The sequence below is a fragment of the Stenotrophomonas sp. PS02300 genome (assembly GCF_029959395.1).
Lineage (GTDB): Bacteria > Pseudomonadota > Gammaproteobacteria > Xanthomonadales > Xanthomonadaceae > Stenotrophomonas > Stenotrophomonas maltophilia_AD.
In genome coordinates, this window is the sequence record NZ_JASCOP010000044.1 from 18,401 (window position 1) to 30,484 (window position 12,084).

Here is a 12,084-nt window from a genome sequence, read left to right on the forward strand (position 1 = left end):
TCTGTCCGCACGCCAACACTACATATGATGTTGACGATGAGGCAGACCCACACTATGTTGTGTTCATCGGCTCCCCGCTTCCGCCAGGCCCGGTTCCTGTCCTCGTCCCTGCAGCCTTCCCCGGCCGCACGACATGACACCCCGAACGGCCCCTGGAAGATGGAACAGCCATGACCCACGACGACACCGCCACCGACACCCTCGTGTCGGCCGAGCCGGCCATTGATGCCGGCGAACCCACCCTCTGGATCACCAAGGAAGCCGGCAACCGCCGCATGCGCTTCGATCCGGCCCGGCTGGAACGCGCGCTGCGCAGCGTGCACGCCGAGTTCCCCGGCCTGGACCTGGCCGACTACCTGCGCGCGGTGCTGGCGCTGATCAACCGCCGCACCCAGCTCAGCGCCGATGACCTTGTCGACCTGCTGATCCGGGAAGCCGAATCGCGCATCGACCTGGTGGCGCCGGACTGGGAGCACTTCGCCGCCCGCCTGTACCTGCGCCGCCTGTACAAGCGCGCCAGTCGCAACCGCTTCTACGATGCCGCGCTGCGCTACGGCTCCTACGTGGGCCTGCAGGAGAGCCTGGCCGACCGCAACGTGTATTCGATCGACATCCTCAAGGCCTATTCCAAGGACGAACTGGAAGAAGCCGGGCAGATGATCGACCCGGACCGCGACCGGCTGTTCGCCTACAACGGCTTGTACCTGCTGGCCACCCGCTACCTGGCCACCGACCACTCACGGGGCGTGTTCGAACTGCCGCAGGAGCGTTGGCTGACCATCGCGCTGTACCTGATGCAGCACGAACACCTGCACGGCGAACGCTCACGGCAACGACGCATGCGGCTGGTGCGCGAGGCCTACTGGGCGCTCTCCAACCTCTACATGACGGTGGCCACGCCGACCCTGGCCAACGCCGGCAAGGTCGGTGGCCAGTTGTCATCGTGCTTCATCGACACGGTGGACGACAGCCTGCAGGGCATCTACGACTCCAACACCGACGTGGCCCGCGTCTCCAAGCATGGCGGCGGGGTCGGCGCCTACCTCGGCTACGTGCGCTCGGCCGGCGCGCCGATCCGCGGGGTGGCCAACTCGTCCGGTGGCGTGGTCCCGTGGATCAAGCAGCTCAACAACACCGCGGTCAGCGTGGACCAGCTTGGCCAGCGCAAGGGCGCCATCGCGGTGTACCTGGATGTATGGCACCGCGACATCGAGAATTTCCTGGACCTGCGCCTGAACAACGGCGACCAGCGCCTGCGCGCGCACGATGTGTTCACCTCGGTGTGCCTGCCGGACCTGTTCATGGAAGCGGTGGAACGGCGCGGCGACTGGTACCTGTTCGACCCGCACGAAGTGCACCGCATCAAGGGCTGGTACCTGCAGGACGTCCACGACGAGCAGCGCGGCCACGGCAGCTTCCGCGAGCGCTATGCCGAGGTGGTGGCCGACGAGCGGATCAGCCGGCGCACGCTGAAGGCCATTGATCTGTTCAAGCGGATCATGGTCAGCCAGCTGGAAACCGGCAACCCCTTCATGTTCTACCGCGACGAGGTCAACCGGAAGAACCCGAACAAACATGCCGGCACGGTGTATTCGAGCAACCTGTGCACCGAGATCCTGCAGAACATGAGCCCCACCCGCATGATCCAGGAGATGATCAGCGGCGACCAGATCGTGACCACCCGCCAGGCCGGCGATTTCGTGGTGTGCAACCTGTCGTCGATCAACCTGGGCCGCGCGGTCACCGCCGCGCCGGACCTGCTCTCCACCGACGTGCTGGAACGGCTGGTGCCGATCCAGGTGCGCATGCTGGACAACGTGATCGACCTCAACCAGCTGCCGGTACCGCAGGCCACCATCACCAACCGCAAGTACCGGGCCATCGGCCTGGGCACGTTCGGCTGGCACCACCTGCTGGCCCAGCAGCACATCCAGTGGGACAGCGTGCAGGCCGAGGACTACGCCGACACCCTGTACGAGCGCATCAACTACCTGTCCATCCAGGCCAGCCTGCAGCTGGCCCAGGAAAAGGGCCGCTACAGCGCCTTCGTGGGCAGCGACTGGCAGACCGGTGAGTACTTCCGCGCGCGCGGCTACGACAGCCCGGCCTGGCAGGAATTGGCCGCGCAGGTGGGCGTGCACGGGCTGCGCAACGGCTGGCTGCTGGCGGTGGCGCCGAACATGAGCACCGCGCAGATTGCCGGCTCCAGCGCCTCCATCGACCCGGTGTACGGCGCGTTCTATTACGAAGAGAAGAAGGACTTCCGGCGCCCGGTGGCCGCGCCGGGGCTGTCGCTGGAGACCTACCCGTATTACGAAAAAGGCGCGTACCGGCTGGACCAGTTCGCCAGCATCCGCCAGAACGCGCGCCGCCAGCGGCATGTGGACCAGTCGATCAGCTTCAACCTGTATGTGCCGAGCACCATCCGGGCGAGCACGCTGCTCGACCTGCACATGACCGCCTGGAAGGAAGGGTTGAAGACCACGTATTACGTGCGGTCCAACGACATCGATATTGAGGAATGCGAATGGTGTGGGAGTTAGCACACCGCATTCGCGCTGCGCTCCCATGGTTCGCTACGCAAACCATGGGTCCCGTCTCACCAGCACCCAAACCCCCGCCGCTTCGCGGCCGCCCCCTGACTCAGGGGGCTCAACTCCGGACATGTCATGGGCACCCCGTTAGAGCGCATCAAGATTCTTGAGCCCCGGTATCCGAACCGGTCCACCGGCATCATCAATGGCCGCACCAGCGGCATCCTGAACTGGAACGACATTCCCTACCCGTCCTTCTACCGGGCGTACAAGGAGCTGTCGACCAACTTCTGGATTCCCGACGAAGTGGACATGAAGGGCGACGCGCGCCAGTACGGCGAGCTGTCGGCGCGCGAGAAGAACGCCTATGACTCGATCATCGGGCTGCTGGCCACGCTGGATTCGCCGCAGACCCGCTTCATCTACAACGTGGCCGAGTACATCACCGACCCGGCCGCGCATGCCAACGCCGCGATCATCGGCCAGCAGGAAGTGATCCACAACGAAAGCTACAGCTACGTGCTGGCCTCCATCGCCGGGCTGGCCGACCAGAACCGCGTGTTCGAACTGGCCCGCACCCATCCGACCATCCTGGCCCGCAATGCACCGATCATGCAGTCCTACGACGACTTCATGCGCGAGAAGACCGCCGAGACGCTGATCCGTTCGCTGATCCAGTCCTCAATCCTGGAAGGCATCAACTTCTACTCCGGCTTTGCGTTCTTCTACAACCTGGTGCGCCAGAACCGGATGACCGGCACTGGCAAGATCATCAGCTTCATCAACCGCGACGAGCTGGCCCATACCAAGTTCATCAGCGAACTGATCCGCGCCATCATCGGCGAGAACGCACAGCTGCAGGGCGACCCGCTCACCGCCTACGTACACGACGCGTTCGAGCATGCCATCGCGCTGGAAACCCGGTGGACCGGCGAGGTGCTGGACGGTATCGACGGCATCGACGTGGACGAGATGATCCGCTACGTGAAGTACCGCGCCAACAAGATGGCCGGCATGCTCGGCATCGAGAAGCTGTACAGCGAGTCGAACGCCAACGTGATGCCCTGGATCAAGGCGTACGCCGACAACTTCACCGAAACCAAGACCGACTTCTTCGAGATGCGCAACGCCAGCTACAAGAAGACCAATTCGGACAACGGCTTCGACGATCTGTAGGAAGCCTGCCCATGCACGCGTTGATCGCCTATGCCTCGTTGAGCGGAAACACCCGCGAAGTAGCGCGCAGCGTCGCCGCGCGCTGCAGCGCGCACGGCCACCGCGTGACGCTGCTGGAGGTCGACGACGCGCAGGCCGCGGCGATCGCCGCGCAGCCGCATGACTGCCTGTTGCTGGGCTGCTGGACCGACAACGCCGGCCGCACCCCGGCGGAGATGAAGCAGTTCGTGGGCGCGCTGCGTGATGCCGCCGCCCTGCCCGATCCCGACCGCGTTGCGGTGTTCGGTACCGGCGAAACGCAGTGGGGGCTGGAGTACTACTGCGGCGCCGCGCACCGGCTGGCCCGCTTCTTCGGCTCGGTGCATCCGGTGCTGGAAATCGAACAGATGCCACACGGCCAGGCCGATGCCCTGGCCATCCATCACTGGACGGATACCGTCCTGGCTGCCACCGGAGTTCCCGCCCCATGCTGACCCTGCACGCCGACACCGCCGCGCACTACCACGCCGCCATCGCCCGCCACCCCGCGCTCCTGGTGGACTACCACAAGGACAACTGCCCGGGCTGCCGGATGCTGGACATGTCGCTGGCCGCCGTCGCCGCCGCGCCGGAGGCCGAGGGCATGGTGCTGCTCAAGGTCAGGCTGGAAGCCGTGGGCGAGCCGCTGTTCCGCGAACTGGGCCTGCGCCAGACCCCGACCCTGAGCCTGGTGCGCGATGGCCGCGAAATCGCGCGGTTGCCGGGTTTCCAGTCGCCCGACGTGATCCGCGACCTGCTCGCCCGGTAACGGGGGCGTCAGCGCGCCGCCAGCAACCCGCGCCGCTTGAACCACCACTCCAGCGGCAGCGTCACCAGCGGCGGGATCGCCGCCAGCAACGCCAGGCCGGCGGCCCACCACGGCCAGCGCAGCTTCACCGCCGCCAGCACGGTGACCACCACGTAGACCATGAAGGCCACGCCATGCACCGGCCCGAACAGCGCCACGCCGGCGGTGGTCGGCTCGGCGGCGTGGTACTTCAGGTACATGCCGACCAGCAGCCCGGCCCAGGTAAACGCCTCGAACAAGGCGACAACGGCAAACACACGGCCCATCGGGTGCATCGGTACGGAAGCGCGCAAGACAATCTCTGCTGGGGCGACAAGGCCGCCCATCATACCGGCTTGGCGCGAATGCGACGCTTTCGCACTCAGACGAACATGCCGCCCGACGCCTCTACCCGCTGCGCGTTGATCCAGCCCGTACGCGGCGACAGCAGCGCGGCGACGACCGGCCCGATATCGTCCGGCTGGCCGGCGCGACCCAGCGCGGTGTTGCCGGCCACCATCGCGTTGATGTCGGCGTTGTCGCGCACATGCCCGCCGCCGAAGTCGGTTTCGATCGCGCCCGGTGCCAGCGTGTTGGCACTGATCCCGCGCGCGCCCAGTTCCTTGGCCAGGTAGCGGCTGAACACCTCGATGCCACCCTTCATCATCGCGTAGGCCGAACTGCCCGGCAGCGAGAAGCGGGCCAGGCCACTGGACACGTTGAGGATGCGGCCGCCATCGGCAATCAGCGGCAGCAGTGCCTGGGTAAGGAAGTACGGGCCCTTCAGGTGCACGGCAACCAGTTCGTCGAACTGGGCCGGGGTGGTGTCGGCGAAACCGGCGTACAGCCCTTCGCCGGCGTTGTTGAACAGCCCCTGCAGGCCAGTCGCGCCCCAGGCCTGAAGTTGCGCCTGCACGGCCGTAGCGAAGCCGGCAAAGCCGGCGCTGTCGGCCATGTCCAGTGGCAGCGCGGCGGCGCGCCGGCCCAGCGCCTGGATCTGCGCGACCACGGCGTCGGCCGCATCGGCCCGGCTGCGGTAGGTCAGCAGGATGTCGGCGCCGTCGGCAGCCAAGGCCAGGGCGGCGTTGCGGCCAAGGCCACGGCTGCCGCCGGTGATCAGCACGACGCGGGAAGTGGAGAGGGACATGGGGTGCTCCTGGATGAGGTGTGACGCCAGACTATTGGCATTGCGCAATCACATAAACCGCGCAATCCTGATTTGACTGTCCACCCAGAGCGAACAATCCATGGACCGCCTCGACCACCTGCGCAGCTTCCTGCGCGTTGCCGAACTGGGCTCGTTCACCGCCGCCGCCGAGCAGCTGGGCCTGCCCAAGGCCAGCGTGTCGCTGGCCGTGCAGCGGCTGGAGGCGGAAGTGGGCGTGCAGCTGCTGCACCGCACCACCCGCCGGGTGCGGCTGACGGCCGATGGCGCGCAGTTCCAGCAGCGTGCCCGCGACCTGCTGGATGACATGGAAGACCTGCAGGGCATGTTCCGCCGTGACACCCAGCTCAAGGGCCGGCTGCGGGTGGACATGTCCAGCGGGCTGGCCCGGCAGCTGGTGATTCCGCACCTGCCGGGCTTTCTTGAGAAGCACCCCGGGCTGGAGATCGAGCTGAGCGGCACCGACCGCCGCGTCGACCTGGTGCGCGAAGGGTTCGACTGCGTGGTCCGGGTCGGCCCGTTGGACGACAACACGCTGGTCGCGCGCCCGCTCGGGGTGATGCACATCGTCAACTGCGCCAGCCCGGCCTACCTGGCGGCATATGGGGTGCCGCGCTCGCTGGACGACCTGTCGGGCCATGCGCTGGTGCATTACGTGGGCACCTTGGGCCAGCGCTCGCCGGGCTTCGAATACCACGATGGCCAGGACTATCGCAGCGTGCCGATGCGCGGCGCCATCACGGTCAACAGTGGCGAGGCCTACAGTGCGGCGGCGCTGGCCGGGCTGGGCATCATCCAGGTGCCACGGCTGGGGGCGCGCGTGGCGCTGGCGGGCGGGACGCTGGTGGAAGTGCTGCCGGAATGCGTGGCCGAGCCGATGCCGGTCACCCTGCTGTACGCGCAGCGACGGCACCTGCCGCGCCGGGTGGCGGCGTTCATGGACTGGATGGCGGCCCTGGTCACGCCGGAGCTGCAGCGGCTGGACTGAACCAGAACACGCACATTCACGCATCTTCACGCACGTTAATGCACCTTCGCGCACCTAATCGGGTACAGTTCGCGGATGACGACTCCCGACGCACTTCCCGGCGAACGCCAACAGACCATCCTGCGCCTGCTGCGCGAACAGGGCCGCGTGTTTTCGGCCCAGCTTGCGCTGCAGATGGAGGTGTCGGAAGACTCGATCCGGCGCGACCTTCGCGAGCTGGCCAGCCAGGGGCTCTGCCGGAAAGTGCATGGCGGTGCGCTGCCGGCCGCAGTGGACTTTCCTCCCCTCCCCGCACGCCACGCGCAGCAGCCGGCGCAGAAGCACGCGCTGGCCATCGCCGCGGCCGCGTGTGTCCGCCCCGGTGATTCGATCCTGCTGGATGCCGGTTCCACCAACAGCGCCATCGCCGCCTGCCTGCCGCAACAGCAGGGCCTGCAGGTGATCACCAATGCGCCCGACATCGCCTTGGCGCTGCTGGCCCGCGGCGGGATCGAGGTGACCCTGGTCGGCGGGCGGCTGGATCCACGTGCCGGTGCCTGCATCGGTGCGCAGGCGCTGGAAACGGTGGCCGGGCTGCGCGCGGACGTCTGTTTCATCGGCACCTGCGCGGTCGATGCCGAGGCGGGCCTGTGGGCCATTGATGGCGAAGAAGCACCGCTGAAGCGTGCGCTGCTGGCGGCCAGCAGCCGCTGCATCGCCGTGGCCACCAACGACAAGCTCGGCACCCAGGCGGCCTATCGCGTGGGCGCAATCGAGCAGATCGACCTGCTGGTGATCGAACACGACGCCCCCGACGCGCAGGTGCAGGCCTTCCAGCGCCGCGGCGTCGACATCCAGCGCGCTGCGCCGTACTGAGGTTTCCCTGATGACCGTTACCGCTCTCTCCGCACGCGGCGCGCGCGCCGAACAGCACGCCACGCGCGCGGCGTTTTTCCTGCCCGGCTTCGCTACCGCCGCCTGGGCCCCCTTGGTGCCGTTCGCCAAGAACCGCACCGGACTGGATGAAGGCTCGCTCGGCCTGGTGCTGCTGTGCCTGGGCGCCGGTTCGCTGCTGGCGATGCCGTTGGCCGGCATCCTGGCCGCGCGCCATGGCTGCCGCGCGGTGATGATCGCCACCCTGCTGATGGTAATGGCCAGCCTGCCGCTGCTGGCCATTGCACCCTCGCCGTGGACACTGGGCCTGGCCCTGTTCGCGTTCGGCGCCGGTGTGGGCGCCTGCGACTGCACCATGAACATCCAGGCGGTAATGGTGGAGCGCGACAGCGGCCGGCCGATGATGTCCGGCTTCCACGCCTTCTACAGCATCGGCGGTGCGGTGGGTGCCGCTGCGATGACCGCGCTGCTGGCGCTGCGGCTGCCGCCGCTATGGGTGTGCGTGCTGGCTTCGGTGGCGATGGTGGTGGTGCTGGCGCTGTCGGTACCGTACTGGCGGCGCGACCGCGCGCCGAGCGGCGCCCCGGTGTTCGCGATCCCGCATGGCGTGGTGCTGGCGATCGGCGTGCTCTGTTTCGTCGCCTTCCTTGCCGAAGGCGCCATGCTCGACTGGAGCGCGGTGTTCCTGCATGAAGTGCAGCAGGTGCCACCGGATCGCGCTGGCCTGGGCTTCATGACCTTTGCCATCGCCATGACGGTCACCCGCCTGGTCGGCGACGGCGTGGTCGCCAGACTCGGCCGCCTGCGCGCGATCCTGCTCGGCAGCCTCGTGGGCGCGGCCGGCTTCGGCATCGCCACCTTCGCCGGCGCACTGCTGCCTGCCCTGCTGGGCTACGCATTGATCGGCCTGGGCTGCGCCAACATCGTGCCGGCGCTGTTCTCCATGGCCGGCAACCAGAAGACCATGCCGGAAAGCCTGGCCATCCCGGCCATCACCACGCTGGGCTACGCCGGCGTACTCGCCGGCCCGGCGCTGATCGGCTTCGTCGCCCAAGCGAGCAGCCTGGTAACGGCTTTCTGCCTGGTGGCCGCAGCCCTGCTGCTGGTCGGCATCACCGCACGCTGGGTAAAGGCTTGACGCCAACACGACCGTAGAGCCACGCCCTGCGTGGCTGGTGCCATGCACGCAGCCCATGGCCTCCTGGAAAGCCCTACCATCCAACCACGCCCACCAACACGGCTGCCTATGTCGGATCCCTCGTTCACTCCGGAATCCCGCCGCGCCACCTTCCGCGCCCTGCACACCGAAGGCTGCTTCGTCCTGCCCAACCCTTGGGACATCGGCAGCGCCCGCTACCTGCACAGCCTCGGCTTCAAGGCGCTGGCCAGCACAAGCTCCGGCGTCGCCTGGAGCCTTGGCCGCGCTGACGGCCAGCTCTCCCTCGACAACACCCTCGCCCACCTGCACGACCTGGCCGCGGCCACGCCACTGCCGGTCAATGCCGACTTCGGCGATGGTTTCGGCACCGATGCCGCCAGCATCGACGCGGCCGTTACCCGCGCGATCGCCACCGGCGTGGCCGGCATCTCCATCGAAGACGCCAGCGCCGATCCGGACCAACCGCTGCGATCCATCGACGACGCGGTAACCCGCCTGCGCGCCGCGCGCACCGCCATCGACCGCTCGGGGGCGGACGTGATGCTGATCGGCCGCGCCGAGAACTTCTTCGTCGGCCGTCCGGACCTCGACGACACCATTACCCGCCTGCGCGCCTACGCCAGCGCGGGGGCCGATTGCCTGTACGCCCCCGGCATCACTACCCGCGAGCAGATCGAGGCGGTGGTGGCTGCGGTCGCCCCCAGGCCGGTGAACCTGCTGGTCGGCAGTGCACTTCCGTTCACCCTGCAGGACATCGCCGCCATGGGCGTGCGCCGGGTCAGCGTGGACGGTGCGATGGCACGCACCGCGTGGGGCGGGCTGATGCGCGCCGCCCGACAGATCCACGACGAAGGCCGCTTCGACGGCTTCGCCGATGCGGCCAGCGGCGCGGCATTGAACCAGCTGTTCCGCTGACCGGCCGCGCGGCGACGGTCAGTTCGCCAGCGCGTAATCGATCGCCGCGCACACCGCCGCCACCTGCGCATCGTTGCACTGCTGCGGGGTCGCACGCGGGCTGTCCGGATACACCTCGGTGGTGGTGGTGAAGCGCGCGCCGGTGATGCTGGCGCACAGCCCCAGCTTCTTCAGCGGATACTCGATCACCCCCGGCGCCACCACCGGCGAGCCGATGATTTCGTTCCTGTCGTCGGCCGGGGCGATGTGGGTCACCTGCTCCACCGCCGCGTTGACCGCCTGCTGGAACGCCGGCTGCGGGTTTTCGGTGTCGTCCACCAGGTAGAAGCCATCGGGAATCAGGCCCGGGGCGAACGGCTTGCCATCGCGCGCGGCCAGTGCCGGGCGGAACTCGCTTTCGTCGCTGTCGGTGGTTTCGTGCAGGTCGATGTGCAGCACCATGCCATCACGCAGGGGTGCCACCAGCGCCATCAGCGCCGCCGATTCCTGCGCCGGGCTGTCGGCCACGAACGTGCGGTTCGGGTCGGTCGCATCGGCATTCCAGCGCTGGAAGCGCTCATAACCCCACGGGCTCACGCACGGCGCCACCAGCACGTTGGCGCGCCCGGCGTAGTCGGCCGCACGCGTGGCCAGGAACTGCAGCGCGCCTTCCACGCCGCTGGTTTCGTAGCCGTGCACGCCACCGGTGACCAGCACCGACGGCAGCGCCGGGTTCCAGTCACGGCTGCGCACGGCAAACAGCGGGTAGCGGTCCGGTGCGTAATCCAGGGTGCCGTACTGGACCACATCGAACTCGGCGCGCAGCCGGTCCAGCGCCGGCAGCACGTCGTCGGCATAGCGCCGCACCGGCAACTGCCGCGCCCGCCACTCCGCCTTCTCTGCAGCGCCCCAGGGCTGGCCAGGGGTACCGATGGGATAGAAGCGGGTGTCATTCATGGCGGGGCTCGCGGTTGTCACGGAAGAACCGCGATTTTAGCCCGTGGCGCCCAGGTAGTGGTCATCGCTGACCTGCTCCAGCCAGGTCGCCGGCGAACCGTCCACGGCTTCGGCAATCGCAATGTGGGTCATGGCTACGTTCGGCGTGGCGCCGTGCCAATGTTTGACGCCCGGTGGGATCCAGATGATGTCGCCGGGGCGGATCTCCTGCGCGGGTTTGCCCCACTCCTGCACGCTGCCCACCCCCACGGTGACGATCAGGGTCTGGCCGAGTGGATGGGTATGCCAGGCGGTGCGTGCCCCGGGTTCGAAGGTGACCGTAGCGCCGCCAAGCCGGGCCGGAGCGTCGGTGCTGAACGGCGCATCGATGCGCACGGTGCCGGTGAAATAGTCCGGTGATCCGGCGGAGGAGGCGGTGGTTCCGGCGCGGGTGATGCGGATGGAGGCAGTGTCGGCGGGAAGGGACGGATTCATGGGGCGCTCCTGGGGTCCGGGACCTCACCCTACCAATCGACCATGCACGCGGCCATGATGGTCCCGCATGACTGCCATGCGCTTCCCCGTGCCCCATGGCCCGCGAAAACTTCAATGATCTGCAGGTCTTCGTGACCGTGGCGCGCGAGCGCAGCTTTACCCGTGCTGCCGCGCAGCTCGGTGTCTCGCAGTCCGCGCTGAGCCATACCGTACGGGCGCTGGAGGAACGGCTTGGCGTACGGCTGCTGACCCGCACCACCCGCAATGTGTCGATGACCGAGGCCGGCGAGCGCCTGTACGTGAGCGTGGCACCGCGCCTGGAAGAAATCGAAGCGGAAATCGCGGCGGTGGCGGAATACCGCGACCACCCGGCCGGCACCATCCGCATCACCGCCTCCGAACACGTGGCCAATACAGTGGTCTGGCCGCGCCTGGCCGACGTACTGCCGCGCTACCCGGACCTGAAGGTGGAACTGACCATCGACTACGGGCTGGCCGATATCGTCGAACAGCGCTACGACATCGGCATTCGGCTGGGCGAACGGGTCGCACAGGACATGATCGCGGTACCGGTCACCGGCCCGCAGCGGATGGCGATCGTCGGCAGCCCGGCGTACTTCAGGACCCATTCCGCACCGCAGCGGCCGGCCGACCTGGCCGCACACGACTGCATCGGGTTGCGCCTGCCTACCCATGGCGGATTGATGGTGTGGGACCTGCGCAAGGACGAACAGAACGTCAACGTGCGCGTGCAGGGCCAATGGACCTTCAACAGCAGCATCGCCATGCACCGCGCCGCACTGGCCGGCGCCGGGCTGGCCTACCTGCTGGAAGACATGGTGCTGGAGGACATCGCCGCCGGACGCCTGATGCGGGTGATGAATGACTGGTGCGATGTGTTCGATGGCTTCTACGCCTACTACCCCAGCCGCCGGCAGTCCTCCAGCGCGCTGCGCGTGGTGATCGACGCGCTGCGCGTGTAGCGCTGCGCCCGTATGGGCGCAGCAGGCCCTTTCCGGTGCGGCCGGGTTCCCGGCTGGCTTTGGCCGCCGCGGCCCC

Annotated in this window: 13 protein-coding genes; 9 read left to right on the forward strand and 4 right to left on the reverse strand. The window is 67.9% G+C overall.

All coding sequences use genetic code 11. The features are described from left to right. Positions 1-170 precede the first annotated feature (170 nt). The 4 genes from QMX79_RS10195 to QMX79_RS10210 all read left to right on the forward strand — a co-directional run bounded on the left by QMX79_RS10195 (position 171) and on the right by QMX79_RS10210 (position 4,497). Entirely contained in the window at positions 171-2,543 is a 2,373-nt protein-coding gene (locus tag QMX79_RS10195) for a ribonucleoside-diphosphate reductase subunit alpha (RefSeq protein WP_282246650.1), read from the forward strand. Positions 2,544-2,669: 126 nt separating this feature from the next. Beyond that, positions 2,670-3,710, forward strand: a complete 1,041-nt coding sequence (locus QMX79_RS10200) for a ribonucleotide-diphosphate reductase subunit beta (RefSeq protein ID WP_282246651.1) — start codon at positions 2,670-2,672, stop codon at positions 3,708-3,710. 11 nt (positions 3,711-3,721) lie between these two features. Continuing rightward, the gene (locus tag QMX79_RS10205) at positions 3,722-4,183 is read left to right on the forward strand and encodes a flavodoxin (protein WP_282246652.1); all 462 of its coding nucleotides are present in this window, start codon (positions 3,722-3,724) and stop codon (positions 4,181-4,183) included. Then, positions 4,177-4,497, forward strand: coding sequence for a thioredoxin family protein (locus QMX79_RS10210; protein ID WP_282246653.1), 321 nt, complete (start codon positions 4,177-4,179; stop codon positions 4,495-4,497). Before QMX79_RS10205 ends, QMX79_RS10210 begins: the two co-directional genes overlap by 7 nt. Positions 4,498-4,505: 8 nt before the next feature. Here QMX79_RS10210 and QMX79_RS10215 read toward each other — a convergent pair whose 3' ends face one another. Continuing rightward, positions 4,506-4,811, reverse strand: a complete 306-nt coding sequence (locus tag QMX79_RS10215) for a DUF3817 domain-containing protein (RefSeq protein ID WP_282246662.1) — start codon at positions 4,809-4,811, stop codon at positions 4,506-4,508. 86 nt (positions 4,812-4,897) lie between these two features. Next, positions 4,898-5,662: an SDR family oxidoreductase gene (locus QMX79_RS10220; protein ID WP_282246654.1), complete on the reverse strand. Its 765-nt coding sequence runs from the start codon at positions 5,660-5,662 to the stop codon at positions 4,898-4,900. A gap of 100 nt (positions 5,663-5,762) precedes the next feature. Here QMX79_RS10220 and QMX79_RS10225 point away from each other — a divergent pair, with 100 nt between their 5' ends. The 4 genes from QMX79_RS10225 to QMX79_RS10240 all read left to right on the forward strand — a co-directional run bounded on the left by QMX79_RS10225 (position 5,763) and on the right by QMX79_RS10240 (position 9,615). Further along, a complete protein-coding gene (locus tag QMX79_RS10225; protein ID WP_282246655.1) occupies positions 5,763-6,668 on the forward strand; it encodes a LysR family transcriptional regulator in 906 nt (301 codons plus the stop codon). A 75-nt stretch (positions 6,669-6,743) separates the two neighbouring features. After that, positions 6,744-7,523 (forward strand): DeoR/GlpR family DNA-binding transcription regulator, encoded by a 780-nt coding sequence (locus tag QMX79_RS10230; protein ID WP_282246656.1) that lies wholly within the window; start codon positions 6,744-6,746, stop codon positions 7,521-7,523. 10 nt (positions 7,524-7,533) lie between these two features. After that, positions 7,534-8,679 (forward strand): MFS transporter, encoded by a 1,146-nt coding sequence (locus QMX79_RS10235; protein ID WP_282246657.1) that lies wholly within the window; start codon positions 7,534-7,536, stop codon positions 8,677-8,679. A 108-nt stretch (positions 8,680-8,787) separates the two neighbouring features. Further along, positions 8,788-9,615, forward strand: a complete 828-nt coding sequence (locus QMX79_RS10240) for an isocitrate lyase/phosphoenolpyruvate mutase family protein (protein ID WP_282246658.1) — start codon at positions 8,788-8,790, stop codon at positions 9,613-9,615. An 18-nt stretch (positions 9,616-9,633) separates the two neighbouring features. On the opposite strand, the gene QMX79_RS10245 is transcribed toward QMX79_RS10240, so the two are convergent. Next, on the reverse strand, positions 9,634-10,551 hold the full coding sequence (locus QMX79_RS10245) for a M14 family metallocarboxypeptidase (RefSeq protein ID WP_282246659.1): 918 nt from the start codon (positions 10,549-10,551) through the stop codon (positions 9,634-9,636). Positions 10,552-10,587: 36 nt separating this feature from the next. Continuing rightward, positions 10,588-11,025, reverse strand: coding sequence for a cupin domain-containing protein (locus QMX79_RS10250; protein WP_282246660.1), 438 nt, complete (start codon positions 11,023-11,025; stop codon positions 10,588-10,590). A 95-nt stretch (positions 11,026-11,120) separates the two neighbouring features. On the opposite strand from QMX79_RS10250, the gene QMX79_RS10255 reads away from it, so the two are divergent. Then, on the forward strand, positions 11,121-12,008 hold the full coding sequence (locus QMX79_RS10255) for a LysR family transcriptional regulator (RefSeq protein WP_282246661.1): 888 nt from the start codon (positions 11,121-11,123) through the stop codon (positions 12,006-12,008). The last annotated feature ends 76 nt before the right edge of the window (positions 12,009-12,084 follow it).

Excerpts from the sequence above, each read along its gene's own strand:
- QMX79_RS10245 (WP_282246659.1), bottom strand. The coding sequence starts at position 10,551 with ATGAATGACACCCGCTTCTATCCCATCGGTACCCCTGGCCAGCCCTGG.
- QMX79_RS10205 (WP_282246652.1), top strand. The coding sequence starts at position 3,722 with ATGCACGCGTTGATCGCCTATGCCTCGTTGAGCGGAAACACCCGCGAA.
- QMX79_RS10250 (WP_282246660.1), bottom strand. The coding sequence starts at position 11,025 with ATGAATCCGTCCCTTCCCGCCGACACTGCCTCCATCCGCATCACCCGC.
- QMX79_RS10255 (WP_282246661.1), top strand. The coding sequence starts at position 11,121 with ATGGCCCGCGAAAACTTCAATGATCTGCAGGTCTTCGTGACCGTGGCG.
- QMX79_RS10235 (WP_282246657.1), top strand. The coding sequence starts at position 7,534 with ATGACCGTTACCGCTCTCTCCGCACGCGGCGCGCGCGCCGAACAGCAC.
- QMX79_RS10210 (WP_282246653.1), top strand. The coding sequence starts at position 4,177 with ATGCTGACCCTGCACGCCGACACCGCCGCGCACTACCACGCCGCCATC.
- QMX79_RS10240 (WP_282246658.1), top strand. The coding sequence starts at position 8,788 with ATGTCGGATCCCTCGTTCACTCCGGAATCCCGCCGCGCCACCTTCCGC.
- QMX79_RS10195 (WP_282246650.1), top strand. The coding sequence starts at position 171 with ATGACCCACGACGACACCGCCACCGACACCCTCGTGTCGGCCGAGCCG.
- QMX79_RS10220 (WP_282246654.1), bottom strand. The coding sequence starts at position 5,662 with ATGTCCCTCTCCACTTCCCGCGTCGTGCTGATCACCGGCGGCAGCCGT.
- QMX79_RS10225 (WP_282246655.1), top strand. The coding sequence starts at position 5,763 with ATGGACCGCCTCGACCACCTGCGCAGCTTCCTGCGCGTTGCCGAACTG.
- QMX79_RS10215 (WP_282246662.1), bottom strand. The coding sequence starts at position 4,811 with ATGCACCCGATGGGCCGTGTGTTTGCCGTTGTCGCCTTGTTCGAGGCG.
- QMX79_RS10200 (WP_282246651.1), top strand. The coding sequence starts at position 2,670 with ATGGGCACCCCGTTAGAGCGCATCAAGATTCTTGAGCCCCGGTATCCG.
- QMX79_RS10230 (WP_282246656.1), top strand. The coding sequence starts at position 6,744 with ATGACGACTCCCGACGCACTTCCCGGCGAACGCCAACAGACCATCCTG.